The organism is Pedobacter psychrodurus, from assembly GCF_004331735.1.
Taxonomy (GTDB): Bacteria; Bacteroidota; Bacteroidia; order Sphingobacteriales; family Sphingobacteriaceae; genus Pedobacter; species Pedobacter psychrodurus.
The window spans coordinates 338378-364094 of sequence record NZ_SJSO01000002.1 but is presented as its reverse complement, the minus strand read 5'-3'; the positions used below and the strand labels follow the sequence as shown (position 1 = coordinate 364094).

Below are 25717 nucleotides of genomic sequence, written 5' to 3'. Positions count from 1 at the left end.
CGGAAAGCAGGGACTGACTAAAGCGATTAGCACTGCAATTGCTTTTCAAATCATTTGAACCATATAACAGATTTAAAGGCAAATAGGCTGACTGGCAAGGTACCTTTCGTCCATTTTCTACCACCTAAGACACCTTAGCACACCTAAATTAAGTGCAGAAATTCTAAAATCTGCAGTTCCTTTGCCATTGATCAAAAACCTTCAGCCTTATACCTTTAAACCCTCCGCCTTTTTATTATCTTTGCTGCATTATGGCTCAAAAGAATAACGACGAACAATTTAAAAATGTAATATCACACGCTAAAGAATACGGTTTTGTATTCCAGAGCAGCGAAATATATGATGGCTTAAGTGCCGTTTACGATTACGGCCAATTGGGTGCCGAATTAAAAAACAACATTAAAACCTACTGGTGGAAAGCCATGGTACAAATGCATGAAAACATTGTAGGGATCGATTCTGCAATTTTTATGCATCCTAAGGTTTGGAAAGCCAGCGGACACGTTGATGGTTTTAACGACCCAATGATCGACAACAAAGATTCTAAAAAACGTTACCGTGCTGATCAGTTATTAGAGAATAAAATTGATGAGCTATATGCTGAACTGGCCAATTTCAGCGCTGAAAATAAAGCGAAATTTGAAGAATTTCAACAAGAAATATTGGGTTTAAGCGATGAAGGTCAGGCGAGCTGGGTGCCAACGTTTAAAGATGAGGACACGATTTTAGATCACGTAAAATATCCTTTTGTTGAGGAAGCAAGCTGGAGATTTGTTAAAAAGGGTTTAATGCTTGAGGTAGAAATGAACCTTGCACTTAAATCGGAAAACTTAACACAGTTGAAAGATTTAATTGTTGATTATAAAGTAATTTGCCCGATTTCTAAAACTTCTAACTGGACGGATGTGCGTCAGTTTAACCTCATGTTTAGCACCCAATTCGGTGCAATGGCTGAAGGTAGCGATGAAATTTATCTTCGTCCGGAAACAGCACAGGGTATTTTCGTTAACTTTTTAAATGTTCAAAAATCGGGAAGGATGAAAATTCCTTTCGGTATTGCGCAGATTGGCAAGGCTTTCAGAAATGAGGTAATTGCCCGCCAGTTCATTATGCGTATGCGTGAGTTTGAGCAAATGGAAATGCAATTTTTTGTTCGCCCGGGTGAAGACAAAAAATGGTTCGAATATTGGAAAGAGGCACGTTTAAAGTGGCATAAAGCTTTAGGAACTCCTCCTGAAAAATACCGTTACCACGACCACGTAAAATTAGCACACTATGCCAATGCGGCTACTGATATTGAATTCGAATTCCCATTCGGATTTAAAGAGGTTGAAGGTATACATAGCCGTACTGATTTCGATTTAACACAACATCAGGAATATTCTGGCAAGAAAATGCAGTATTTCGATAACGATTTAAACGAAGAAGGTAAACCTTATGGTAACTACGTTCCATATGTAATCGAAACCTCTATCGGTTTAGACCGTATGTTCTTGTTAACCATGATTAATGCATTTGAAGAGCAGGATTTAAGCACCGATGATAAACAGGATAGCCGTACTTTATTGCGTTTACACCCTGCATTGGCTCCTTATAAAGTAGCGATTTTCCCATTAACCAAAAAAGATGGTTTACCTGAAAAAGCGCGTGAAATTATGGATACCTTGAAATTTGATTTCAACTGTATTTATGAAGAGAAAGATGCCATTGGTAAACGTTACCGCCGCCAGGATGCTGTTGGTACACCTTTCTGTATCACGGTTGATCACCAGAGTTTAGAAGATAACACCGTTACCATCCGCCATCGCGATAGCATGGAGCAAGAACGTGTAGCCATTGCCGATTTAGGAAATATTATTGGTTCGGCAGTAAGCTGGAAAACTTTGTTAGCATAAAACGAATCGTCATGCTGAATTTAATTCAGCATCTCACAAGATAAATAATTCAGTCGTAGGTTTTACCCCTGCGACTTTTTTATTGGACTTTTATGTGGAATAAGTATATTTAAATCATCTAAGATACATGAAACACATCGCCAAAATTATCCTAATTTTTCTTGTATTTAGCCACATAAAAACAAATGCACAATTTTCAAAAACAATAGATTTTGACACAGAACACCTAAAGAAAGGATCTATAGTTTATAAAAATCTGAAAAACAAATATGACTTTATACTTTCATACAGTGTTTCTACAGGTTGGCGGATTGGTGATACAGCTAGTTTCGATATTTTAGCCCGAAAAAATAAGACCTGGAAGAAAATTCTGCTTAAATGCTCTATACGGAATCCGTCAGGAATCGCAAAAATTGAGGTTACCAAATTCGAGAAACAGAAAGCCGAGCAATTAATAGCGCAGCTAAGTAGGCTTGGCTTCTGGTCGCTTAATAACGACTCACTTAATATAAAAGAAATTAAGCCCAAGATACCATCAGAAAACTTTGTAAAAAAAGATACTGTGGTTATCGTTACCGATCGAATAAGAAGGTATTCGATTGTTGACGGATCTTCTTACCGATTTGAAATCATAAAAAAAAATGCGGTAAATGTTTATCATTGTGAAAGTCCTGAATCATACTTAAGAGTTTTTCCTGAAATTAAATCTACTGTCGTTTTCATAAAGGCAAAAGATGCATTTGAAAAAGCAATTAAAATCAATCAATGAATTTAGCCAAGCATTACCATAAACTGTATACCGACGCTGTTGCGAAAATATCAGCTGGCCGATATGAAACAGATCATTTAATCGATTCAGATACCGATCAGCGTTTTGGAATCACATTGGTAATCAGACCAGATGCTGCAACAAAAGATAAAATTCAGCAGTTTTTAGCTGAAGCAAAAGCGATTGAACCTGATCAATATTATTATCAGAATGCTGACATACACATTACCCTAATGTCTATCATTTCCTGTTATGAGGGCTTCGACTTAAAGGATATCCATGTTGAGGATTACATTCAGCTTATTCAACAGGTTTTAGCCAGGCATAAGTGTTTCAAAATTCAGTTTAAAGGACTTACAGCATCGCCATCCTGTATTTTAATTCAAGGTTTTTTAACGGATACCTTAAATGAAATCAGAGATGATTTGCGGGCAGGTTTTAAAAATTCAGATCTGCAGCAAAGTATCGATAAACGTTATACCATCCAAACCGCCCACGCTACAGTGATCCGTTTCAGATCGGAGCTAAAACATAAAGATACATTGCTTAATCTTATAGAAAAGTACAGAGATTTTGATTTTGGCACTTTCGAAGTGAAACAAGTAGAACTGGTTTATAACGATTGGTACCAGCGCGAAAGGTTTGTGAAAAAACTACAGGTGTTTAAATTGGAATCATAATATCAATCGATTGAACTGTTTGTAAAACCACATTTTGGACTTGATGCATTCTTAACGAAATTCATTTAAACAGCGTTTTATTAATTTAGTAGGATAATCTGACCAAATGTATAAAGCCAAAAAATCGATACTCACCATTTTAGCTGTGTTTTTCAGCATTTCAATTGTTATAGCACAGGGCAAACCAAAATTTAACGTAATTGCTTTTTACACAGCCAAAAATGACCAGGCGCATATCAGTTTTGTTCATGAAGCAAACAAATGGTTTCCAAAAGTGGCTGAAAAATATCACTTCAGTTACGATTCTACAGCAGACTGGAGTAATTTAAACACTGAGTTCCTAGCTAAATACCAAGTTGTTTTGTTTTTAGATAGCCGGCCGGAAGCACCCGAACAACGCAAAGCTTTTGAAAAACATATGGAAACTGGTGGTGGATGGATGGGTTTTCATTTTTCTGCTTTTGCGCTATCAAAATCGGCTTTCGATCAAAACTGGAACTGGTACCACCAAACCTTTTTAGGATCGGGCGAATATGGAAGTAATACCTGGCGACCAACATCGGCAATACTTAAAGTAGAAGACAAAAAACATCCGGTAACCAAAAACCTGCCAAATACCTTTAAAGCACAGCCGAACGAATGGTACAGATGGCAGAATGATTTCAGAAAAAATCCAGACATCCGGATTTTACTATCAATAGACTCTTCGAGTTTTCCACTGGGCACAGGACCAAAAGCACACGAAATATGGCATAATGGATACTACCCAGTAGTTTGGAGCAATAAAAACTTCAAAATGGTTTACGTAAACATGGGGCATAATGATATTGATTACGAACATAAGTACGACAAAACCAATAAAAGACTCTCTTACACTTTTGGTAACGAAATACAGAATAAAATGATTATCAATAGCTTACTGTGGTTAGGTACTGGTAAAAAAACTAAATAATTCGCAATTGGTGCTGTTACGCTACAAGTAATCCTTTGGTCACAAATGGCATTACCATAAACAAGGATTTCATATTCATTTATCTGAGTATTATATTTGTTTAAATCGCAATCGCTTTGATATGAAAATCCCCCAGAAGTTTTTTGCCCGTCAACACGAAATCGCCGCAGATTTTTTGAGGGAACTGGATAAACATTTAGACGATGTGGTATCGGGCCGGGTAACAGAGATGTTCGAAGTAAGAGATTTTGCCGAGCTTATTCACGTTCACCCCACACACTTAAGTAATACCATTAAATCGGCTACAGGTCACTCGCCTTGTTATTTCTTTGAAGAACGTTTAATGGATATTTCGAAATCGATGTTACAAAATGTAAGTATGCCTATTGCCGAAATTGCAAGGACACTAACTTATGATCCATCTAACTTTACCAAGTTTTTTAAACATTTCTCTGGCCAAACACCAAAACAATATAGAGAGGCTTATTTTCAATCTATTTCCCAGAATAAGGAAATTGTCACCATATAAAACTTAAACAGTCACCATTATTACTTAAGCTATCACCATTTTTACCGCAAGTTCCCACCTAACTTTGTTTAACAAATTAAAAGAAAATGGAAACACAAAATAAAATTGCCCTGGTAACCGGTGGTAGCCGCGGATTAGGAAAAAATGCTGCTTTAAAAATTGCGGCAAAAGGAATTGGTGTAATTGTTACTTATCAATCTAAAAAAGAAGAAGCAGAAGATACCGTTAACGAAATAAAACAGCTAGGCGTAAAGGCAGCTGCATTACAATTAAACGTTGCAGATACTAAAACCTTTGATGCCTTTTTCACAGAAGTTAAAGCAGTACTGAAATCTGTATTTAATGCCGAAAAATTCGATTTTTTAGTGAATAATGCAGGAATCGGCATTCATGCATCTTTTGCCGAAACTACCGAAGAACAATTCGATACCTTGGTAAACATCCAGTTTAAAGGTGCATTTTTCTTAACTCAGAAAGCTTTATCGTTACTAAATGATGGCAGTGGAATTATCAACATTTCTACTGGCCTCGCCCGTTTCGCACTACCCGGTTATGCGGCTTATGCCTCCATGAAAGGTGCAATGGAAACCTTAACAAGGTATCAGGCAAAAGAATTAGGAGCAAGAGGAATCAGATCGAACATTGTTGCACCTGGCGCTATTGAAACTGATTTTGGAGGTGGTGTAGTGCGCGATAACGAACAATTAAATGCAGGGATCGCCTCGAATACAGCCTTAGGCCGTGTAGGTTTGCCTGATGATATTGGCGGCGTAGTTGCATTTTTATGTACTGAAGATGCCAGATGGATTAATGCGCAGCGCATAGAAGCATCGGGCGGCATGTTTTTGTAGCCTCACCCTATTTAAGTTTGTAGCCATAACTTCTGTCTCAGCTTTCCCTCTCCTCCAGGAGAGGGATTGAACAGGCACTGCTTAAAACCCAACCGTTAATAGGGTGAGGTTCCGTACCAGTTATGTTTATCCACCCTTGTAATTTCGGGCTTACCAATCTGGTTTAGAAAACGTTTGGCACTCACCAGGGTTTTGCTTTCCCGCTCATCAAAGTTAGGTGCATCTGGTTTTAAGCTATTAATTCTAACCATTCCTGCCGATTGAATAAATTCGCCATCTCCCATATAAATAGCGGTATGCGTAATCCTCCCTCCTGTAATACCCCTCAGTTTTGCTGCGGCGAAAAACAGTAAATCGCCAGCTTTTAAATTTTCAAGGCATTTAGTAAGGCTAGTCGAATCTCCTTCTAAAACAGGTACATCTTCTCCAACCAAAGCTTGTTGTGAGGCATCCCTCGGAATAATGACCCCATTCAGAAAATAGCTTGTTTTGGTAAAACCGCTACAATCTACACCTTTGGTAGACGTACCACCCCAAAGATAGGGTACACCAATTAATGTTTTCGCTGTAGCCAAAATAGCTTCAGCCTTTGGATTAGGACTTTTTACCCAAGTCGAAAATAACCTGGCATCAGATTTTTTAATGTAGCCTATCCGTTTATCAGGAAAAAGAACTTGATAATAAGCTTTTTCTTCTCCAGTTAATACTAAGATATTGCCATGCACTAAATCAGAAACACGAGAGGAGTTCACATCTGCTTTACTAAAGGCATGACCAAAATCGGAAGTAAAAATAATCCGTTTTGATTTTTTCCATTCCTCAAAAGCGATCTTCTCCATTACACTTACGGCTGTACCATCAGTCCATGATAAGTAACCATCGGGTGTGCGAACCAAATAAAAGCCACCTTGCTTTTTTAATACCTGCACAGGAGTACCCAAAATCATCTGCGTCATCATTTCTGCTGCATTTTGAGGGGCAGCTCTATTATTACAGACCGAAAGATTGGCTAACCCGTATTCCATCCCGGCTAAATTGTTCGACGGAAGGATCGTATTTATTTTAACGAAACCCTTAAAATCTTTGGTTTGATTATTTAGTGCCTCGAGCACTTGCGCAGATGTACTTTCTGCAATAACAGTATCTCCTTTAAACTGAATATTAAAATAAATAGATCGTTTATCTGGAGCAAATTCTTTCTTTACCTGATTCGAAACTGCTCTATATGCTGCTGTATCAACCTGCGCTTGTAAGGAAGCGGCAAAATTTAATAAACAGCCTAATATTAATATTCTTTTCATCATCGCTTTATGAAAATAAAATTACGAATATTCATAGTGCCAAATCAGGTAAATGCTGTAACTAATTGCTTACGCGATATTATTTTTAACAGACAAGAAATAAAAAAAATTAAAAGACGTTATCCATGAAAATCATCCTATGCTGAAAATACTTCTACCTACCCTTTTCCTCTTTATTTTTGCAGGTAAGATTAATGCCCAAAAATGGACTGATGCCGAATTCCGTAAAGCCAATACCGCAGCAAATGCATCTTATTTAAGCAACGAAGAAAAAAACATTGTGATGTATATGAACCTGATCCGTATTGATGGTGAAAAGTTTTATTATACGTTTTTAGAAGACTACATCAATAACTATAATGCTAAAGTGCGGAAGTACAGAAATTACAATGAATTAAGAATTACCAGAAACAATTCCTACTACACTTCTTTACTTAAACATTTGCGTGGCGTAAAAAACCTGCAGATGTTTTATCCTGATGATAAATTAACTTCGTTAAGTCGGAGCCATGCACAGGATTTAAACAGGAATAATCTCGACACGCATGAAAGCAGCAACGGAGATAAATTTTCGAAACGATTATCCAGATACTTTCCCAATAAGGCCATGAGCGAAAATATCGATTTCGGTTACTCGAACAGTTTAGATATTGTTTGTCACTTGTTGTTAGATTGTGGTGTACCTTCTCTCGGCCACCGCTTTAATCTACTCGATCAAAAACACAAACTCAATACAGTTGGCGTGAGCATACAGCCCCACCCTTCTTATACCTGGTGCGCCGTAATTGATTTTGTTGCACAAACTACATTTTATACCAATAATGAGTAAATGCATAAATTATCATATTACCGTAGCAATAAAAATTTAATTGTAAATTGCGCCCAATAACAACGGGTGCACGATAAATGCATATTTCAAGGCCACCACGTCCTGCTGAACTCGTTTCAGCATCTTTATCGCAGGAAAAATCCTGAAATAAATCCGATAGCTATCGGATAAGGATGACGACCGCTTATGCAATTTGGTGTATGCCTAACAACAACGAACAGTTTTAAGTAATGCGCAAAACAATTTTAGCCGTAATAGATTTTTTTCACCCTCCTTTTAAAAAATTTATTTCCTTACACAATTTCAGGTATCTGGCCACTGGTGGCGGTACTTTGCTGTTGGGAATCTTAAGTTATTATTTTGCTTACTTTTTCATTTTTAAAACCGAAGAGGTAGATTTTGGGGTAATTGTACTCCAGAGAGAAACCGCATCATTATTAGTCGATTATGCCGTTGCCATCCCAACCAGTTTTTTACTCAACAAGTATGTGATATTTACGCACAGCGAATTAAAAGGCAGGGTTCAGCTTTTCCGGTTTTTAAACCTTCAATTCATTAACATACTGGCCAATTATGTTTTATTGAAGTTTTTATTGGAACTTTTAAGAGATTATCCAACTTTAGCAATGCTTTCGAGAATATTGGTTTCGGTTTTAATGGCACTTTTCAGTTACCTGTACCAGCACTACTTTACGTTTAGTGTAAAAAAAATCGGGGACAAAAAAGCTGGAAAGAAGCATTAATACCCCTCAGCAATTGTTTTACCACGGAGGCACTGATTAACACGTAATAATTGTAGCACATGATACATAACCAAGCCTCATCAGCACAAGCTTTTCTATATAAACGGGATGGAAATGTTATCCTTTTTGCGGTCATCCTGAGCGAAGTCGAAGGGTAGCAAAAAGATTTAGCAAACAGCCCGACAGAACCTCGACGATGAAATGCCACAGCACCTTTTCTAATAATTAGAGTTAATTTTTAACTATCCAAAACCTTAATGATTTCGATAGTTTTTGGAAAGCAGTTCCACAACCCTTCGGTTTCTTCAGTCCTGCCCACGCTCCAAGTCCGCACCTCGTTCCTCGGTTTACCGGCTTTCCGCTTTGTCAGGTTTAGCTGGGAAGCAACCTGCTTCTATTTTCGTTTTTATAGCGAGTTGCCTAAAAAAAACCAGGTTCATCAGCACAAGCCTGTGTTCTTAAACGGGATGGAAGCGGTATCCTTTTTGCGGTCATCCTGAGCGGAGTCGAAGGGCGGCAAAAAGATTTAGCGAACAGCACGACAGAAGCTCGCCGATGAAATGATGACTTACCTTTTCCAAGTCATAAATCCCTGTTAACCTTATCTATTTTTTTTGGAAAGCAGTTCCACAAGCACTTCGGTTTCTTTAGTCCCACCTTCGCTATAAGTCCGCACCTCGTTCCTCGGTTTACGGGCTTTCCGCTCAGTCGGGTTTAGATGGCTACTGCATTGCTACTATTACCGTCTTATAGCAAACGTCCTAAAAAAACCAGGTTCATCAGCACAAGCCTGTGTTCTTAAACGGGATGGAAGCGGTATCCTTTTGCTGTCACCCTGAGCGGAGTCGAAGGGCTGCAAAAGATATAGCGAACAGCCCGATCGAACCTCGCAGATGAAATGCTGACTTACCTTTCCTAATTATTAATCCATCATTTTACCCGCCTAAAACCTTTATTACTTTAACCTGTTAATTTATGCAGCCGCTTTCTTGATAAGATAAAAACAACATCATAACTTAGCTGCCGACCAACTTATTTTCAGATTAACCATGAGCCATTTTAATGATTTTAATAATGCGCAGGTAACAAAATTGCCCAATCATTTAAAGCAATTTATTGTTGACCAGAATTACGAAAAATACACACCAATAGATCAGGCCGTGTGGCGTTATGTAATGCGCCAGAATTATAGTTATCTTAAAAATGTTGCTTATTACCCTTATATAAAAGGCTTACAGCGAGCTGGTTTAAGTATCGAACACATTCCCGACCTGCAGACAATGAACGATAACCTGGGCAAGATTGATTGGGGAGCTGTTACTGTTGATGGCTTTATTCCACCAGCTGCATTTATGGAGTATCAGGCTTATCGTGTGTTGGTAATTGCTGCCGATATCCGCCAGATTAACCACATCGAATATACACCAGCACCAGATATAATACACGAAAGTGCTGGCCATGCTCCTATTATCGCAGATACGGATTACAATAATTATTTAAGTTATTTTGGCTCGATTGGCGCAAAAGCCATGTTTTCGGCAAAAGATTTTGAGCTTTACGAAGCCATCCGGAAACTATCGATTTTGAAAGAAGCCGTAGATGCTGATGCGTTTCAGATTGCAAAGGCAGAAAAGGAATTGCGCTACATCAGTGAAAATATGGGTGAGCCTTCTGAAATGGCTTTACTTGGTCGCTTACACTGGTGGACGGTTGAGTATGGTTTGATTGGCACCTTAGAAAACCCCAAAATTTATGGTGCTGGTTTGCTTTCTTCTATCGGTGAAAGTGCAACCTGCATGCAAAATGATGTGGAGAAACTTTGGTACAACATCGATACGATTAACTACGCTTACGATATTACCAAACCACAACCCCAGCTTTTTGTAACCGAAACATTCCAAAACCTGATTGATGTTTTGGAAACTTTTGCCAATACTATGGCCTTTAGAAAAGGTGGAACAGAAAGCATTATGAAGGCAATTGCCTGTAAAAATGTGGCCACAGCTGTTTATAGCTCGGGTTTACAGGTAAGTGGTGTATTTACCGATATTGGTGTTGGTACAAATGATGAGGTTACCTTTATTAAAACAACTGGTCATTCGGCATTGGCATTTAACGGAAAACAATTGGCAGGCCATGGAAAAGATTACCATGCTGATGGTTTTTCATCTCCCGTGGGCCGGTTAAAAGATGCTGTAAAAGCATTAGAAGACTACAACGCCACTGATTTACAAACTTTAGGGATAATTTCAGGCAGAAAAGCTGAACTTCTATTTGAAAGCGGCATTAAAGTAGCTGGTGCAGTTAAGGACATTACGACAGAAAACGATAAGCTTCTTTTAATTGCCTTTAAAGATTGTACGGTTACCGAAAACAATGGAAACATCCTGTTTAAACCCGAATGGGGCATTTACGATATGGCTATAGGTGAAACGATTGTTTCAGTTTTTAATGGGGCTGCCGATAAAGACGCTTACGAAGAGATTACGTTAATTAGTAACGAGAAAACGCATCAAATTATTTATGATGATAAGACTTTAAAACTGCACAGTTTATACCAAGCGGTTAGAGAAATTAGAGAAAGTGGCGAAGGTTTGGATAAGCTTGCCGAAATTTTCGCACAGCTAAAATCAAATCACAGGCAGGATTGGCTTTGTGCATTGGAAATCCTGGAGATTATTTACCACAAAAAAATTTATCATCAGTTGGAAAAGGAAATTCAGGTCTATTTGGAAATCAAAGCTGGCAGAGAAATAGATCATACCAAATTGATCAGCGATGGTTTGCATGTAATTAAAAACCCCGTAAGCCAGCTGATTACAGAGGATTGATTTATCTCTTTAATTTCATTAACTTTATGTTATGACAACCATCACAGTACAAGTAGATAACGAACAAAATGCTGCGCTTCTGGAAAAGATGCTTAAGGCATTATCTTTTGTAGAAGATGTTGATATCAAAAAACATCAGCCAAATATGGTGGAAGAGCCAAAAGGATCATACCAGAAATTAAAAAAGGTAATTGATAATACTGAAGGCAACATAATGTTTAAAGACATTAAAGATCCGTCTAAATGGCAAAGTGATTTAAGAGATGAGTGGGAGATTAACTGATAGGTTGCAATTAGGAAGGGGTTAAAAGTCGGTCGTCACCCTGATCCGATAGCTATCGGATTTATTTCAGGGTCTTAATGCAAAATAGATGCTGAAATAAATTCTGCATGACGAACTTATCCATCAAATACCTTCAATTTCTATCAACCAAGAATTATCATAGCCCCAGAACAATTTAACTTTACAACAATTTTTAACTTTTTTAATGAACATTATAATTACAGGTGCAAGTAGTGGAATCGGTTTCGAAACTGCTTTAGAATTTAGCTTACAGAAAGAGAACAAAATCGTAGCCATTGCACGGTCGGCAGATAAATTACGTAAACTCTTAGAAATTGCTAAAGGCATTAATCCCGACTGTACACTTTTACCAGTAGAATTTGATATTGTAAATGATGATTACAATGTACTCCTTCCATTTTTAAAAGAACGCTTAGGATCTGTTGACATCCTAATTAACAATGCAGGAGCTTTAATTAATAAACCTTTTTTAGAAACCACAGCAATTGATCTGGGCGAAATGTTACAGAGCAATGTGATTTCACATTTCAGGATGATTCAGCATATTTTGCCCTTAATGCAAGCTGGAAGCCATATTGTAAACATTGGAAGTATGGGTGGTTTTCAAGGGAGCATTAAATTCCCAGGTCTTTCGGCTTACTCGGCAAGTAAAGCGGCTTTGCATACTTTAACTGAATGTTTAGCATTTGAATTGGCTGAAACAGGAATCAAGATCAACTGCCTCGCATTGGGCTCAGCGCAAACGGAAATGCTCGAAGCCGCTTTCCCGGGATACCAAAGCCCGGTTATGGCCTTCGAAATGGGGAAATATGTTACCGATTTTGCTAAAACCGGACATAAATTCTTTAATGGCAAGATTTTACCCGTTGCTGTTACCACACCATAATATCCATATTATTTAGTAATTTACGTCATAAATCGAAAAACTGAAAAACCTATGGAAACAAACTCCCCTTTTAAAACAGCCGACAATGGAAAAAATGCCTCAATAGTAAGCTACTTTTGGTTTATTGGATGGTTAATTGCCTATTTCGCCATGTATAAAGATAACCAGACCGAATTAAGCCGATATCATTTAAAACAGACGCTGCTCTTCCATCTGGTATCAACCGTTTTGAGTTGGGGTTTAAGCTTATTTTTAATCCCTTTAATTTTTGCGACAGGCTTTATAGATGCTGTTTATATACTCCGGATTGTTCAAATTGGATTATTCGTATTGTGGATTATCGGATTAATTGCTGCAATCCAGGGAGAAAAAAAACCTATTCCATTAATTGGTGATAGGGCACAAACCATGTTCCCAAGTATTTAATCGAAACCAAATATTTTAATCAGAAGTCCAAGCACATCGTTTGGACTTTTTTATTGGCACTCATTTTCAACATTTTAATCAACTTTAGATATTTTTTATATCTTTGGTTCTAACATATGAAGAAAATAATAGTCCCGATTCTGTTTTTCATTTTGTCTGCCACGGCAGGAAAAGCTCAAACCATCATCCCGGCTCAGTACCAAGAGTTAGTTAAAAAGCTCGTTGCCAGCCTCCCTAAAGAAGATAAATTATCAAACAATTCCTCAGCTAAGCAATCCGAAAGTTTAATCGATTTTGCTAAAAGCATGTTAGGTATCCCTTATCGTTATGCAACAAGTAACCCTAAAGTTGGTTTCGATTGTTCAGGTTTTGTGAGTTATGTATTCAGTAATTTTGGTTTTAAGGTTCCACGCTCTTCACGAGAATTTAGTGCCACAGGCAAAGAAACCAGTTTAGAAAACGCGAAGGTTGGAGATGTACTTATTTTCACTGGGAGCAATTCGAGAGTAAGAAGAATAGGCCACGTTGGCATTATTTATTCGATTGACGAAAATGGGATCAAATTTATCCACGCTTCTTCGGGTAAGGCACATGGGGTAACCATCACCGATTTTAATGGTCACTATAAGGCCCGTTTCATGAAAATTGTAAGTATTATATAACTTACTTTTTATATTTCCACATTCTTGTTTTACCTTCTGCAAGCCATACTAATGTGCTTACCAGCCTTTTCTGTCGGGTAGTTTCCGTTTTAGCTTCTTCAAGCCACAATACATAATCTTTTTTATTGGATGTACTAAAATTTTGAAAAACCGCTAATGCTTCAGGATCTTCCTGCAAGGCTTCCATTAAATACTCTGGAATAACCAGCTCTTTCTTCTCCGTAGACTTTGGTTTTGTCGGCAATTTTACATTGTTTTCGTTTAATTGAATTGCCTGTTGAATATATGCAATAAGAATTTCGTCTGAAGGTAAATCTTCCAAACATGTTATTTTACCCAATAAACCCATCGCTTCAGAACGTTCTTTAAAAATCCCATACTCATCCTGCATTAACGATCCTTTCCAAAAGCCAAAGGCACAATGATGTTTAAAGGATGCCATATGGCAAACCGTGCCTTTAAAATCAAAAAAAGGCATACTCCATTTCATTTTTTCTTCAATCCGTGCGTCGGCCTTATGTACCAGATTTCTTAAATGATCTAAAATAGGGATCGCAAATTCTGCCGAATTAATGATGTACTGATCTACCTGAGCAATATTATGCATAGCTAAAAGAATTACCTGAATAAATTTAAAGCAAAACTACCTTTAAAGCAAGCTCCACTTCTCCGTAACTAAGAAACTTTTTTGCCAGTTCGTGCAGCTCCCTTTCGCGGTTGGTTGTATCACCTATCGTAGCATCGAGCACTTCTTTTACTTCGGCATTGGTACTGACAAGATCGATTTCTTCATCGCTCGGTAAATGTTCAACGTTTCCCAGCATTCCCAGGTCATTTCCAGACAATATTTTAGAAAAACGGACCGAATGTGGTAAGCGATCTACACCAATGCCCAATTTAGCTAAGGGTTTTGCCACTTTAAACAAATTATGGTTCGTAACCCTACAATACCAATCGCCTCCTAAACGGGCTACAAGGTCGATTTTTTGCTGATCAATTCGACCATTCTCGTCTAAAATAGCTTCATTAATGTGTATAACCTTTATTTCAGCCAAAACCAGGTTTCCCGCACCATGATGATCGCCTAGTGAAATTACCTCATTTACAACACATTCAAACTGCACAGGAGCTTCGGCAACCCTTGGTGGACGAACCAGATCAGATTTTAACATGGTAAATCCCGCTTTCTCGAATTCGTTTACTCCTTTTGCATATTCGGTACTCGCTAAACTCATTTGCTGCACCATATCATAGTTTACAATATTGATTACGCATTCCTTAACCTGAAGTACATTTTCCAGGCTATGTTTGGTCGTATTGTCGCGTACCCTCCTAGATGGCGAAAAAATACAGATCGGTGGGTTGGTACTAAACATATTAAAAAAACTGAAGGGACTTAAATTAATATTACCTTCGGCATCAATAGTTGAGGCAAAGCAGATCGGTCGCGGAGCGATAGCATATTGCAAATAATTTTGCAGGTCTACGGGTGTTAAATCGGAGGTGTTTAAAGTTAACAAGGTTTGATAGGTTAAATGTTGGAAAGTTGAAATGTTGGAAAGTTTTAGGTGTATATAAAAAACTGTCTAGAATAAAACTTAAAAATTGGAAAATTTTGGACGTAAAATAGAGCCATCTATCCAGGTTAAAAAGTTCTAGATGCAAAGTGAAAAAATTATGCCCCCTTTTTCAAAGCCTTCTTTTTCTTTTCAAAATCCCTTAAGTAATCGATAAATCTTTTTGTTTTAGATGAAAATTCTATGCATTTCTGGTAAAGAAGTTTATAATCTACTGTAGAGAGTTTTTTAGCTTCTTCTAATATTATGATTTTATTTCTAAACTCTCCTGACGAACCTTTTGCATAAACCAAAAAGCGAATGAAATCTGGATTGTTGTTATATTCAAATCCTTCAGCAACATTATCAGACATTGACATTGCTGCTCTTCTAAATTGATCTTTCAACCCAAAATCAGATTTCATTGGCTCTAAATCAGAGATCCGGTAGGCTTCAACACCAACTTGTTTAGCTAGTTGCCAAATTTCTAAATCCTCAAATTTTTCTACTTTTGCCATTATCAATTGTAAAGTGAAAATATTAAAATATAATTGGTTTACAACCTACACATTTCAACTTCACAGTTTTGAATCAAACGCCCAGAACATTTCAACCTTACAACTTCAAACCTTAAAACATTCTAGATCAAACGACCCGAGCACTCCAACCTTCGAATTTTAATGTTTCTTCAACCCCAAAATAGAAAAATCGGTATTGGCTTTCGTAATCGTATTGGTTAAAGCGCCAAGGCCTGTTATTTCCATTTCTACAACATCGCCTGGCTGTAACCACTGTACTTTATAATTTGGATCGTTAAGCAAACCGGTACCGTTTAACTCTAAGAAACAACCCGTTCCAACTGTTCCTGAACCAATTACATCACCTGGAAGGATATCTACGCCATAAGCACAACGTTCAATAATTTCGGCAAAAGTCCAGTCCATATCAGCAGCATTTCCTTTTGAAACTTCGATCCCATTTACCCTGCAGGTCATTTTAAGATCGTAAGCATTACCAACATGTCCTTCTTTAGGCGTAACTTTATACTGCAGTAATTCATCAGGAGTTACCAACCATGGACCAATTACGGTAGAAAAATCTTTCCCTTTGGCCGGACCTAAATTCAGCAACATCTCTTCCATCTGCAAGGTACGGGCACTCATATCGTTCATCACCATATAACCAGCAATGTATTCATCTGCCTCAGCAGCTTTAATATTTCTACCTTTTTTACCAATAACAATGGCAATTTCCAATTCGAAATCCAGTTTATCAAAATGATCTGGCATACATTCAATTTCGCCAGTACCCTGAATAGCATTATGATTGGTGAAATAAAAGATTGGGTACTCATCAAATTGAGGGATCATATCAACCTTTCTGTTTCTACGCGCTGCAGCAACATGCTGTCTGAAAGCGTATCCATCGCGACAACTGGTTGGATGAGGAACAGGTGCTAAAATTTCGTAAAAAATTTCTTCCTTAGCGACTAAACTACCATCTTTTATTTGATCGTCTATCCTTTTTGCTCTTTCCATTAATACTTCGCCACCTTGCAAAAACGCACTCATATTATCAGGAAGCAGTTTGTCGCAACTATTTAAGTTATAAATATGTCCGTTGATAAATATACCAAGATGCTCTCTGTCTTCGGTTTTATAAGATACTAGTTTCATATATGATTTGGTTAAATACGCGGTAAAGCTAAGAAATTAGGCCATTCAAAATAAAACTTAAGCGTTATTATTTTAACACGGTATATTTCTGAAGATTTGATTTAATTAAAGGAAAATCTTTTGCCTGGAGTGCTTTATAATTCTTTTTGTTGGAGAGTAACCCACCAATCAATAACCCACCTGATACTCCAACAGGTACGCCCGCAGCAATAAGCACTACCGATTCTACCAATTTATCGCTTTTGGCGGCCAATACAAAAAATGTTAAACCACCGGCAATGGCTAGCGGTGCGGCAAGCCCTTTTCGGTGAATGTATAATGCACTGATACTATCGGCACTTAGTTTTATGGTATCCTTCCGGTTTCTGATAATGGTTAAACCATCATCAGCTGCAGCATAAAAAGAACCTCTTGTTGCGTTTCCACTTAGGTCTATAACCCTAATGGTATATTTGGCCTTTTGTTGCGCAAAAGTGGCATAGCTCAGGGCTAAAAAAATTAAGCATGTAAAAATAAATTTCATTGGTATGATCGTTTAGTACGTAATTAAAGGTAATTAAAATTTCAACTTTTAAATAAAATACTTACCTTGGCACCATTAAAACCATGATCTTAAAAGCATTACATATTGATCTAGTAAACGACGCTATTGCGGCCCGTCGCTATAAGATGCTATCCAAGCTGATCATGGCTCAATATTCTCTGTAATTTTACTCACTCTTCTTTTTTAATTGAAACGCATTGTCGTTTTGATTGTTAATTCATTAGGATTTTTCTTTTCTAACCATAACACCATTTAATTATGCCTATTTATCATAAATTGGGGCAGATTCCAGCTAAACGTCACACGGTTTTTCGTAAACCTGATGGAAATCTTTATGCCGAAGAGCTGGTATCAACCGAAGGTTTTTCGAGTTTATATTCATTGGTTTATCATTGTCATCCACCTACCATTGTAAAACATTTAGGTGAACCGTATAGTGTTGAACCAAAAATTGCCCGAGAAAAACACCTGAAACACACCAGTTTAATCGGTTTCAATATTAAACCCGAAGACGATTTTCTAAAAAGTAGAAAAGCAGTTCTGGTGAATAGCGATTTACACATCGTTTTGGCAGCGCCAAGAAAATCGATGACGGATTATTTCTACAAAAACAGCCAGGCCGACGAAATGATCTTCATACATGAAGGTTCAGGAAAGCTGAAAACAGGATTTGGAGAAATTAAGTTCGCCTATGGCGATTATTTGATCATCCCGAGGGGGACCATTTATCAAATGGAGTTTGATACCGAACAAAATAGACTGTTCATTGTAGAAAGTTTTAGTCCGTTAAGACCCCCAAAAAGATATTTAAACCAGTTTGGACAGTTAATGGAACATGCGCCTTATTGTGAGCGCGATTTAAGGCTACCCGAAAACCTGCAAACCTTTGATGAATACGGCGATTTTAAAGTGCTGATTAAAAAACAAGGGTTAATTTATCCATATACATATGGTACACATCCTTTTGATTATGTAGGCTGGGACGGTTATCATTATCCATACGCTTTCTCTATTCACGATTTTGAGCCGATAACAGGCCGCTTGCACCAACCACCTCCGGTTCACCAAACTTTCGAAGGACACAATTTTGTGGTTTGCTCTTTTGTTCCCCGCAAGTACGATTACCACCCTGATTCTATTCCTGCGCCATACAACCATAGCAATGTAGATAGCGATGAAGTGCTTTATTATGTAGATGGTGATTTTATGAGCCGCAAGAGCGTAGTTAAAGGGCAGATTACCTTACACCCTGGTGGTATTCCACATGGCCCACATCCTGGTACTGTAGAAAAATCAATCGGAAAAGAAAAAACGGATGAACTGGCGGTAATGATCGATCCTTTTAAACCTTTAATGCTTACACAGGATGCATTGGATATTGAAGATGAAAATTACCACAAGAGCTGGCAGATAAACGTAGAGTAAATTAGTCGGAAGTCGGGAGACCGAGGTCCGAAGATTAATAACTAAAACACATAACCCCTGGCTTCGGACAACCGACCTCGGACTTAATAATAACAACAACAATGGAAACACAAACATTTGCAGAAAAAATATCAAAAGCACCAGACTTTCTGCCTATTAACGGAACAGATTATATCGAATTTTATGTAGGCAATGCCAAACAAGCGGCGCACTACTACAAAACTGCATTTGGGTTTCAAAGCCTGGCTTATGCCGGACCAGAAACAGGCGTACGCGACCGTTCATCGTATGTATTGCAACAGGGAAAAATCAGATTAATCTTAACTACAGCATTAAAATCAGATCACCCAATCTCAGAGCATGTAAAAAAACATGGCGATGGTGTAAAAATATTAGCCCTTTGGGTGGATGATGCTTACAGCGCATTCGAAGAAACCACAAAACGTGGCGCTAAACCTTATATGGAGCCTAAAACTTTAACAGATGAAAATGGTGAGGTTAGGATGAGTGGCATTTACACTTATGGCGAAACCGTACACATGTTTATAGAGCGTAAAAACTATACCGGAACATTTATGCCTGGTTATCGTGTATGGGAAAGTGATTATCAACCTGCCGATGCTGGCCTTTTGTATATTGATCATTGCGTAGGCAACGTGGGCTGGAACCGCATGAATGAAGCCGTACAATGGTATGAAGATGTAATGGGTTTTGTAAACATCTTATCTTTTGATGATAAGCAGATTAACACCGAATATTCGGCATTAATGAGCAAGGTAATGAGTAACGGAAACGGTTTTTCTAAATTTCCGATTAATGAACCTGCTGAAGGTAAAAAGAAATCGCAGATTGAAGAATACCTGGAATATTATGAAGGTGAAGGTGTTCAGCATATTGCAGTAGCCACAAAGGATATTGTAACCACGGTTAAAGAACTAAAAGCACGTGGTGTAGAGTTTTTAAGTGCTCCACCAGAAGCTTATTACGATATGATGCCACAGCGTGTAGGTAAAATCGATGAGGAAATCTCACTACTAGAAAGCCTGGGCATTTTGGTCGATTGCGATGAAGAAGGTTATCTGTTACAGATCTTCACCAAACCAGTTGAAGACCGTCCTACCCTTTTCTTCGAGATTATTCAGCGTAAAGGCGCACAAAGCTTTGGTGCGGGTAACTTTAAAGCTTTGTTTGAATCGTTAGAGCGCGAACAGGAATTGAGAGGTAATCTGTAAGGTTACTTAATTAACAAGGCAATCAGAAAATCTGGTTGCCTTGTTAATTTTATTATTTAACGAAGCTCTGCGATAAGCTTCCATTGACAGATTTCTATTTGGTAGACGTCATTCCCGCGCAGGCGGGAATCTTAATGCCTATTACATTATAATTCCCAATCGAGTTGGGAATGACGATTCCTCACAGTCTATAGATTTACTAAAATCCCCAATCATTATATTGATGAAATTAATTAACCCTAAACATGACAATACTATATATTAGATCTCTTTTTATTTTCGGGTACTATAAAGAATTTAAGGATTTGGTAATCTGCATTCTGCAAAGTAGCTAAATTTTGTACTTACGGTTTGGCCATTTTTGATAGCTGCATTCCATTTTGGGCAGTCTTTTATTACTTTTTTTACTATTTCATCCAACCCAGACCCTAAACCTCTTACAATTTTAACGTCTTTAACATTTCCATCGTAATCTATTTTAAAACTAAAGTATATTTTTCCTTCTACTTTGTTTTTTAAGGCTTCTTCTGAATATTTAATGTTTTTATAGAAATATTCTTGCAGCGCTTTATATCCTCCCGGGAAATTAGGTGGCGTGTCTACTTCCTCACTCTTATAGGTAGAATTGTCGGGTACATTTTGCTTCGACGGGCCACCCATCGCCATAATATTAACACTACTTAACTTAATATAATCAGCCGGAATAACTACCTCTTCCTGAACCAAGGCGTTTCTTATGCCTTCCATTTGAAATATGATGCTAATACTGTATTTTCCATTTATCGTTTTGGATAGCCCGGTGTAAGCTGCAATTAAATTTTTAACATTTTCACTTAGTCCTTCTAAATTTAAGGCCGTTTCTACGTTTTGTATTTGGCCATTTTCTATATTAAAAAGAAAAGTAGTTTTACCCTGTAGATTACTAAATAATGCCTTAGATGAATATTGCACTTTACTGGCCAAATATTTATAAAGACCTACAAACTGACTTTTTTGCTGTTCTTTTTTCGAATCAGATAAATTTTGAGCAAATATTGGTAAAGACGTGATTAAAAATAAGAATAGTACACTTAAAGTGAAGAGTTTGCGGTAATTCATTGTAATTTTTTTTAAAAACGTAAATATATCATTTCATTCACCATCCTTTTAAAATTTTTCAAATAATGTTAGTGACGAATAATTATTTAAATTTAGATACACACAAATATTTAACCTTAAAGAATTATGAAAACAAAATTAACGCTGGCCTTATTGCTGGCTACCTGCATTCATTGCTTCGCTCAAACAAAGGCCGAAACTGTTAAAACCATTAACCAACTGTTGGCAAAAGCCATTGGCGGAACTGATCACATTTTACGCAAGGGAACAGAAACCATGTTTAAAATTACAGCAAATTCATTTTCCATTGATGAGGAAATGAATTTCGGGGTTTTTACAGTTGGAAAAACCTTTGCCAGTTCAGATAATGCCAAAGAAGAAACCTCCAACAAATCGCAAATAAACACCTGGAAAGGATTCAAGGTTAGTCCGGAACAAACAAGCACAAAGATTAAATCAATCTATCCGGTTTTCGACAAACGTGAAGATGAGCCAAATAACGATAAAAATGGAATTAAGTATTATTGTTTAGCAGGCGATGAAGATAAATTGATAGCGGCATTAACCCACCTGCAAGGGATTTATTCGAAGAAGTAATGGGCTTAATAAGCCGAAAGCCAGGAAGATATTTCTGGCTTTTCATATTTATTTTCATTTGTAACATAAGTAGTGTAACAGCGATAAGGTGATTTTTCTTCACTAAAACTTCATAATTGAAGTGCACCTTTGAAATAACAAAACACGAAGCGATTTCAATTTTGTTAAATTCTAAAAACTCATAATTAGTTTTTTAGTTTTCCGGTTACCCTTATCTGATACCTCATGTATTGCAAAATACATGAGGTTTTTTGTTTTAAAGAAGTCAAGTTTTAAAAACTTGACTTCTTTGGTGCATTACTCGGCACTTTCTTTAAGCATTTGATAAAGGTCTGTTGCGCCTCCATCAAATTTACTTCCGTTTACATAAAATGAAGGTGTTCCGTTTACGCCACTCCGTACACCACTATCAAAATCATCTTCTATTTTTTTTTTGATCTCTTCTGAAGTACTGTCTTGCTGAAATTGCTCCAAATCTAAACCAATCGTTTCAGCCAATTCATCGAACAGGTCTCCATTTAGGCGGTATTGATTTTCGTAGAGTGCATCGTGCATTTCCCAAAACTTGCCTTGTAAACCTGCAGCTTCTGCAGCAATGGCAGCTGGAAATGCATACTCATGGGCGTTCGCCAGAGGAAAATGGCGGAAGATAAATTTGATCTGATGGCCAAATGTTTCTTCAATTTCCTTCATAATCGGGTAGGCATTGCCGCAATAAGGACATTGATAATCGCCAAACTCGACAATGGTTATACTAGCCGAATCATCACCTTGAATATGATCGTGATTATTTATTTCAGGCCGTAAGGTACTCATAGCTTATTTCTTATCTAATTCTTCTAATGCATCTAAAATCCCATCAGCGCCCGGGTTAACGGCTATTGGCGACAAATAACTCCATGCAATTTTTCCCTCTTTATCAATAACAAAAAGGGCCCTTTTACTTTCGCCAAGTTCTTCATCATACACACCATAAGCTTTTGAAACTGCCCCTTTTGGTTCAAAATCTGCCAATAAAGGGAAATGTAGTTTTCTATTTTCTTCGAAAGCGAGGTGGCACCAAACACTATCAACAGAAACGCCGAAAATCTGTGCATCATACTTATTAAAGTATTTTAGCATTTCGTTGTAAAGTGCCATTTGGTCGCTGCATACTGGGCTCCAATCGGCCGGATAAAAAGCCAGGATAACATTTTTACCTTTAAAATCTTTAAGTTTTATTTTCTGATCGGGAGTAGCATTCAATTCGAAATCTGGTGCTGTAGCGCCTTTTTCTAACATATTAGGGAGTTTAAAATTTAAATCGTTTATTAAACAGCGCTTACCCCGCGTTGTTTGCAACAAATTTTAGCCTAATTTTTGCCGTTTGATTAAGTAAGACTGAAGGACTGGGTAAAATCCCTCGTTCATATCGGCATCAATTAAGTCAATTTTATATTGAGCACATTTTAGGGCAATCTGCTGTCGATAAGTAGAAACCGCTGCTGTATAATTATCCTTTACCTGGTTGGTGTGCACCTTAATAGTATCGCCAGTTTCCATATCGATAAACTGATATGGCCGATTCTCAAAATTGAAATCAACTTCTTTTGATTTATCCACCACGTTAAAAACCACCACTTCATGTTTGTTGAATTTTAAATGCTGCAGGGCATCAAAAAACTCATCCGTTTTATCTGTGCTGGTTTGCGTATTAAATAAATCACTAAAAATAATTACCAAAGAGCGTTTATGAATTAATTCTGCAACCTGATGCAAAGCCTCGCTTAAATTAGTCTGCGCATTTACCTTAGGTTTATGCAGCAGATCTTCTAATTGTGTAAATAAATATTTCTGATGTACAGTAGTCGACTTTGCTGGCGAATTCAATAGTATTTCATCTGTAAATAAGCTTAAACCAAAGGCATCGCGCTGTTTCTTCAACAAGTACATCAAAGATGCAGTAGCCTGTATGGAGAAAATCAGTTTGTTATTTTTAGGTTCAGGAAAGTACATTGATGAGGAAACATCAAGCACAAACTGACAACGCAAATTGGTTTCTTCTTCGAAACGTTTACTGTAAAGTTTATCAGTTTTGGCGTATAATTTCCAGTCGATATTTTTAACATTATCTCCATTATTATACTGACGGTGCTCGGCAAATTCGACCGAAAAGCCATGAAACGGACTTTTATGCAGTCCGGTAATAAAACCTTCTACTACTTGCTGTGCAAGCAATTCTAAATTACCATAGCTTGTTTCGTTCTCGTAGTTTACAGCCTGCATACGGTAAAGCTAATAAAAGATTTATTAAAAAACTTGTAAAAAGCTATCAGGTTTGGATGGAAAAAATATATTTTATCGATAAGCATAGTTTTGAAGTCATATGTATTTTTTAAATGATTGGGAAAGCAATAGCAGTACTTCTAAGCTAGTGCAGCCCCGCCCCCGCTTCTGCCGATTGAAAAAATCGGCATCTCGCTACGGTCGGGTTTAAGTGGCGCCGACTGTGCCACTATCCGTGGTAAATAAACCCGATTGACAGTGAAAGCGCCTGATTCTTCATCAGGCCTTGAACAGAAAGCGGGACTGAAAATACCATAAAAAACTGAACCCTCATTTCCAAAAACAAATAAAATCGTTTAAAACAAAAAATCCCGAACTCAATAAAATGAATTCGGGATCAATATCTTCTAAATGATTTTACTTCTTAGCTATTCTAAACAAATGACCATTATCTGTTACTGAATAAAGCGCTCCATCCTTTCCTTCTACCATATCTCGGAAACGTTCGCCTTTACCTTCCAACAATCTTTCTTCGCCAACAATTTTATCATCTTTTATTATCAAACGGATAATATGCGAACCGCCTAAACCGCCTACAAATAAATTTCCTTTCCACTCGGCAATACTACTGCTATTATAGAATGCAATACAACCTGGTGAAATACTTGGATTCCAGTAGTAAACCGGCTGTTCCATCCCTTCTTTCTGCTGAATACCATCGCCTACTTTTTTACCACTATATTCGGTTCCGTAGGTAATAATTGGCCATCCATAATTTTTGCCTGGTTTAATAATATTCACCTCGTCGCCACCCTTAGGACCAAATTCGGCTTCCCATAAATCACCAGTTAAAGGATTAATAGCTAAACCATCTGGATTGCGGAGTCCGTATGCATAAATTTCTGGTTTTGCATCTGCCTTGCCTGCAAATGGTCCATTCGCCACTGCCTTGCCGTCTGTAGTAAGGTGTAAGATTTTACCCAAAGAAGAATTTAAATACTGCGCCTGAATTCTGATATCGCTACCAGAACGCTCACCTGTACTTACAAACAAATTGCCATTTTTATCGAAAACAATTCTCGAACCGTATTGAAGTTTGCCGCCATAAGCAGGTGTAGCACGGTAAATAATGGTCTGGTTCTCTATTGTCGTTTCATTAGCCGCCAATTTACCTTTGGCAATAGCCAATAAAACACCTTTATCCTGTGGCTCTGAATAAGCCCAATAAATCATTCTATTTTTAGCAAAGTTTGGATCTAAGGTTACATCTAATAAACCGCCTTGGCCAGAAGCATCTACCTTTGGTAAACCCGTTATCTTTTTGCTTAATTTTCCATCGGGTGTAAGAATCACCATGGTACCCTGTTTTTGTGTAATTAGAAAACCACCGTTAGGAAGAACTGAAATGGCCCATGGATTTTCTAACTTTTCATTAATAATTGTAATATCCAGAGGGGTTTTGGTCTTTACACCTGCAATTCTGGTCTGTCCTGCAAAGGCTGGTTTATAATCTGCAGAGGGTTCGTTCGTTTCAACAGGGTTTTGTGCCGATACACATGCAATATTCGCACAGTTTAGGGTTAAACCTGCCAATAAAATACCTAAAGTTTTATTGTTAAATAAGTTAATAGACATGATTGTTAGTTTTTTATTAAAGAAACAAAAT

Annotated in this window: 27 protein-coding genes; 16 read left to right on the top strand and 11 right to left on the bottom strand. The window is 37.5% G+C overall.

Going from position 1 to position 25717, the window contains the following annotated elements; translation table 11 throughout:
* Positions 1 to 251: 251 nt before the first annotated feature.
* The 6 genes from EZ456_RS03385 to EZ456_RS03360 all read left to right on the top strand — a co-directional run bounded on the left by EZ456_RS03385 (position 252) and on the right by EZ456_RS03360 (position 5676).
* Positions 252 to 1895 carry a glycine--tRNA ligase gene (locus tag EZ456_RS03385; protein WP_131527291.1) on the top strand — a complete coding sequence of 548 codons (1644 nt, stop codon included), beginning with the start codon at positions 252 to 254 and terminating at the stop codon, positions 1893 to 1895.
* A 127-nt stretch (positions 1896 to 2022) separates the two neighbouring features.
* On the top strand, positions 2023 to 2664 hold the full coding sequence (locus EZ456_RS03380) for a hypothetical protein (RefSeq protein WP_131527290.1): 642 nt from the start codon (positions 2023 to 2025) through the stop codon (positions 2662 to 2664).
* A complete protein-coding gene (locus EZ456_RS03375) occupies positions 2661 to 3344 on the top strand; it encodes a 2'-5' RNA ligase family protein (RefSeq protein WP_131527289.1) in 684 nt (227 codons plus the stop codon). Before EZ456_RS03380 ends, EZ456_RS03375 begins: the two co-directional genes overlap by 4 nt.
* A gap of 106 nt (positions 3345 to 3450) precedes the next feature.
* Positions 3451 to 4296, top strand: coding sequence for a ThuA domain-containing protein (locus EZ456_RS03370; RefSeq protein ID WP_131527288.1), 846 nt, complete (start codon positions 3451 to 3453; stop codon positions 4294 to 4296).
* A gap of 121 nt (positions 4297 to 4417) precedes the next feature.
* Entirely contained in the window at positions 4418 to 4825 is a 408-nt protein-coding gene (locus tag EZ456_RS03365) for a helix-turn-helix domain-containing protein (RefSeq protein WP_131527287.1), read from the top strand.
* Between the two features lie 86 nt (positions 4826 to 4911).
* Entirely contained in the window at positions 4912 to 5676 is a 765-nt protein-coding gene (locus EZ456_RS03360) for an SDR family oxidoreductase (protein WP_131527286.1), read from the top strand.
* 95 nt (positions 5677 to 5771) lie between these two features.
* Here the strand turns inward: EZ456_RS03360 and EZ456_RS03355 are convergent, their stop codons facing one another.
* A complete protein-coding gene (locus EZ456_RS03355; protein ID WP_165501224.1) occupies positions 5772 to 6977 on the bottom strand; it encodes an SH3 domain-containing C40 family peptidase in 1206 nt (401 codons plus the stop codon).
* Between the two features lie 139 nt (positions 6978 to 7116).
* Here EZ456_RS03355 and EZ456_RS03350 point away from each other — a divergent pair, with 139 nt between their 5' ends.
* From EZ456_RS03350 to EZ456_RS03320, 7 genes are all read left to right on the top strand, one after another.
* Positions 7117 to 7806 carry a CAP domain-containing protein gene (locus EZ456_RS03350; protein WP_131527284.1) on the top strand — a complete coding sequence of 230 codons (690 nt, stop codon included), beginning with the start codon at positions 7117 to 7119 and terminating at the stop codon, positions 7804 to 7806.
* A 230-nt stretch (positions 7807 to 8036) separates the two neighbouring features.
* Positions 8037 to 8549 (top strand): GtrA family protein, encoded by a 513-nt coding sequence (locus EZ456_RS03345; protein WP_131527282.1) that lies wholly within the window; start codon positions 8037 to 8039, stop codon positions 8547 to 8549.
* 1049 nt (positions 8550 to 9598) lie between these two features.
* A complete protein-coding gene (locus EZ456_RS03340; RefSeq protein ID WP_131527281.1) occupies positions 9599 to 11380 on the top strand; it encodes an aromatic amino acid hydroxylase in 1782 nt (593 codons plus the stop codon).
* Positions 11381 to 11411: 31 nt separating this feature from the next.
* Positions 11412 to 11663: a hypothetical protein gene (locus tag EZ456_RS03335; RefSeq protein WP_131527280.1), complete on the top strand. Its 252-nt coding sequence runs from the start codon at positions 11412 to 11414 to the stop codon at positions 11661 to 11663.
* 205 nt (positions 11664 to 11868) lie between these two features.
* Positions 11869 to 12570, top strand: a complete 702-nt coding sequence (locus EZ456_RS03330; RefSeq protein WP_131527279.1) for an SDR family NAD(P)-dependent oxidoreductase — start codon at positions 11869 to 11871, stop codon at positions 12568 to 12570.
* Positions 12571 to 12621: 51 nt separating this feature from the next.
* Positions 12622 to 12996, top strand: a complete 375-nt coding sequence (locus EZ456_RS03325; RefSeq protein WP_131527278.1) for a DUF4870 domain-containing protein — start codon at positions 12622 to 12624, stop codon at positions 12994 to 12996.
* Between the two features lie 116 nt (positions 12997 to 13112).
* Positions 13113 to 13658: a C40 family peptidase gene (locus EZ456_RS03320; RefSeq protein ID WP_131527277.1), complete on the top strand. Its 546-nt coding sequence runs from the start codon at positions 13113 to 13115 to the stop codon at positions 13656 to 13658.
* A 1-nt stretch (position 13659) separates the two neighbouring features.
* Here the strand turns inward: EZ456_RS03320 and EZ456_RS03315 are convergent, their stop codons facing one another.
* From EZ456_RS03315 to EZ456_RS03295, 5 genes are all read right to left on the bottom strand, one after another.
* A complete protein-coding gene (locus EZ456_RS03315) occupies positions 13660 to 14265 on the bottom strand; it encodes a YdeI/OmpD-associated family protein (protein WP_131527275.1) in 606 nt (201 codons plus the stop codon).
* Between the two features lie 25 nt (positions 14266 to 14290).
* The gene (locus EZ456_RS03310) at positions 14291 to 15178 is read right to left on the bottom strand and encodes a flavin reductase family protein (RefSeq protein WP_131527273.1); all 888 of its coding nucleotides are present in this window, start codon (positions 15176 to 15178) and stop codon (positions 14291 to 14293) included.
* Positions 15179 to 15333: 155 nt separating this feature from the next.
* A complete protein-coding gene (locus tag EZ456_RS03305; RefSeq protein ID WP_131527271.1) occupies positions 15334 to 15732 on the bottom strand; it encodes a four helix bundle protein in 399 nt (132 codons plus the stop codon).
* 159 nt (positions 15733 to 15891) lie between these two features.
* A complete protein-coding gene (locus EZ456_RS03300; protein WP_131527269.1) occupies positions 15892 to 16890 on the bottom strand; it encodes a fumarylacetoacetate hydrolase family protein in 999 nt (332 codons plus the stop codon).
* 67 nt (positions 16891 to 16957) lie between these two features.
* Positions 16958 to 17413 carry a hypothetical protein gene (locus tag EZ456_RS03295; protein WP_131527267.1) on the bottom strand — a complete coding sequence of 152 codons (456 nt, stop codon included), beginning with the start codon at positions 17411 to 17413 and terminating at the stop codon, positions 16958 to 16960.
* Between the two features lie 279 nt (positions 17414 to 17692).
* Here EZ456_RS03295 and EZ456_RS03290 point away from each other — a divergent pair, with 279 nt between their 5' ends.
* Both EZ456_RS03290 and hppD read left to right on the top strand, forming a co-directional pair.
* Entirely contained in the window at positions 17693 to 18859 is a 1167-nt protein-coding gene (locus EZ456_RS03290) for a homogentisate 1,2-dioxygenase (protein WP_131527265.1), read from the top strand.
* 101 nt (positions 18860 to 18960) lie between these two features.
* Positions 18961 to 20091: a 4-hydroxyphenylpyruvate dioxygenase gene (gene hppD / locus EZ456_RS03285; protein ID WP_131527263.1), complete on the top strand. Its 1131-nt coding sequence runs from the start codon at positions 18961 to 18963 to the stop codon at positions 20089 to 20091.
* A gap of 297 nt (positions 20092 to 20388) precedes the next feature.
* Here hppD and EZ456_RS03280 read toward each other — a convergent pair whose 3' ends face one another.
* The gene (locus tag EZ456_RS03280) at positions 20389 to 21189 is read right to left on the bottom strand and encodes a TonB family protein (protein WP_131527261.1); all 801 of its coding nucleotides are present in this window, start codon (positions 21187 to 21189) and stop codon (positions 20389 to 20391) included.
* Positions 21190 to 21315: 126 nt separating this feature from the next.
* On the opposite strand from EZ456_RS03280, the gene EZ456_RS03275 reads away from it, so the two are divergent.
* On the top strand, positions 21316 to 21786 hold the full coding sequence (locus EZ456_RS03275) for a hypothetical protein (RefSeq protein ID WP_131527259.1): 471 nt from the start codon (positions 21316 to 21318) through the stop codon (positions 21784 to 21786).
* Positions 21787 to 22083: 297 nt separating this feature from the next.
* Here the strand turns inward: EZ456_RS03275 and EZ456_RS03270 are convergent, their stop codons facing one another.
* The 4 genes from EZ456_RS03270 to EZ456_RS03255 all read right to left on the bottom strand — a co-directional run bounded on the left by EZ456_RS03270 (position 22084) and on the right by EZ456_RS03255 (position 25686).
* On the bottom strand, positions 22084 to 22602 hold the full coding sequence (locus EZ456_RS03270; RefSeq protein WP_131527257.1) for a DsbA family protein: 519 nt from the start codon (positions 22600 to 22602) through the stop codon (positions 22084 to 22086).
* 3 nt (positions 22603 to 22605) lie between these two features.
* A complete protein-coding gene (locus EZ456_RS03265) occupies positions 22606 to 23067 on the bottom strand; it encodes a redoxin domain-containing protein (protein ID WP_131527255.1) in 462 nt (153 codons plus the stop codon).
* A 66-nt stretch (positions 23068 to 23133) separates the two neighbouring features.
* Positions 23134 to 24051 carry a DUF58 domain-containing protein gene (locus EZ456_RS03260; RefSeq protein WP_131527253.1) on the bottom strand — a complete coding sequence of 306 codons (918 nt, stop codon included), beginning with the start codon at positions 24049 to 24051 and terminating at the stop codon, positions 23134 to 23136.
* 417 nt (positions 24052 to 24468) lie between these two features.
* The gene (locus tag EZ456_RS03255) at positions 24469 to 25686 is read right to left on the bottom strand and encodes a PQQ-dependent sugar dehydrogenase (RefSeq protein WP_165501223.1); all 1218 of its coding nucleotides are present in this window, start codon (positions 25684 to 25686) and stop codon (positions 24469 to 24471) included.
* Between the last annotated feature and the right edge of the window lie 31 nt (positions 25687 to 25717).

Coding starts and splice junctions, on each gene's coding strand:
- EZ456_RS03345 (WP_131527282.1), top strand. CDS start 8,037: ATGCGCAAAACAATTTTAGCCGTAATAGATTTTTTTCACCCTCCTTTT.
- EZ456_RS03280 (WP_131527261.1), bottom strand. CDS start 21,189: ATGAATTACCGCAAACTCTTCACTTTAAGTGTACTATTCTTATTTTTA.
- EZ456_RS03360 (WP_131527286.1), top strand. CDS start 4,912: ATGGAAACACAAAATAAAATTGCCCTGGTAACCGGTGGTAGCCGCGGA.
- EZ456_RS03380 (WP_131527290.1), top strand. CDS start 2,023: ATGAAACACATCGCCAAAATTATCCTAATTTTTCTTGTATTTAGCCAC.
- EZ456_RS03300 (WP_131527269.1), bottom strand. CDS start 16,890: ATGAAACTAGTATCTTATAAAACCGAAGACAGAGAGCATCTTGGTATA.
- EZ456_RS03290 (WP_131527265.1), top strand. CDS start 17,693: ATGCCTATTTATCATAAATTGGGGCAGATTCCAGCTAAACGTCACACG.
- EZ456_RS03350 (WP_131527284.1), top strand. CDS start 7,117: ATGCTGAAAATACTTCTACCTACCCTTTTCCTCTTTATTTTTGCAGGT.
- EZ456_RS03335 (WP_131527280.1), top strand. CDS start 11,412: ATGACAACCATCACAGTACAAGTAGATAACGAACAAAATGCTGCGCTT.
- EZ456_RS03260 (WP_131527253.1), bottom strand. CDS start 24,051: ATGCAGGCTGTAAACTACGAGAACGAAACAAGCTATGGTAATTTAGAA.
- EZ456_RS03325 (WP_131527278.1), top strand. CDS start 12,622: ATGGAAACAAACTCCCCTTTTAAAACAGCCGACAATGGAAAAAATGCC.
- EZ456_RS03370 (WP_131527288.1), top strand. CDS start 3,451: ATGTATAAAGCCAAAAAATCGATACTCACCATTTTAGCTGTGTTTTTC.
- EZ456_RS03275 (WP_131527259.1), top strand. CDS start 21,316: ATGAAAACAAAATTAACGCTGGCCTTATTGCTGGCTACCTGCATTCAT.
- EZ456_RS03255 (WP_165501223.1), bottom strand. CDS start 25,686: ATGTCTATTAACTTATTTAACAATAAAACTTTAGGTATTTTATTGGCA.
- EZ456_RS03355 (WP_165501224.1), bottom strand. CDS start 6,977: ATGAAAAGAATATTAATATTAGGCTGTTTATTAAATTTTGCCGCTTCC.
- EZ456_RS03315 (WP_131527275.1), bottom strand. CDS start 14,265: ATGCATAATATTGCTCAGGTAGATCAGTACATCATTAATTCGGCAGAA.
- EZ456_RS03305 (WP_131527271.1), bottom strand. CDS start 15,732: ATGGCAAAAGTAGAAAAATTTGAGGATTTAGAAATTTGGCAACTAGCT.
- EZ456_RS03375 (WP_131527289.1), top strand. CDS start 2,661: ATGAATTTAGCCAAGCATTACCATAAACTGTATACCGACGCTGTTGCG.
- EZ456_RS03340 (WP_131527281.1), top strand. CDS start 9,599: ATGAGCCATTTTAATGATTTTAATAATGCGCAGGTAACAAAATTGCCC.
- EZ456_RS03295 (WP_131527267.1), bottom strand. CDS start 17,413: ATGAAATTTATTTTTACATGCTTAATTTTTTTAGCCCTGAGCTATGCC.
- EZ456_RS03265 (WP_131527255.1), bottom strand. CDS start 23,067: ATGTTAGAAAAAGGCGCTACAGCACCAGATTTCGAATTGAATGCTACT.
- EZ456_RS03330 (WP_131527279.1), top strand. CDS start 11,869: ATGAACATTATAATTACAGGTGCAAGTAGTGGAATCGGTTTCGAAACT.
- EZ456_RS03320 (WP_131527277.1), top strand. CDS start 13,113: ATGAAGAAAATAATAGTCCCGATTCTGTTTTTCATTTTGTCTGCCACG.
- hppD (WP_131527263.1), top strand. CDS start 18,961: ATGGAAACACAAACATTTGCAGAAAAAATATCAAAAGCACCAGACTTT.
- EZ456_RS03385 (WP_131527291.1), top strand. CDS start 252: ATGGCTCAAAAGAATAACGACGAACAATTTAAAAATGTAATATCACAC.
- EZ456_RS03365 (WP_131527287.1), top strand. CDS start 4,418: ATGAAAATCCCCCAGAAGTTTTTTGCCCGTCAACACGAAATCGCCGCA.
- EZ456_RS03270 (WP_131527257.1), bottom strand. CDS start 22,602: ATGAGTACCTTACGGCCTGAAATAAATAATCACGATCATATTCAAGGT.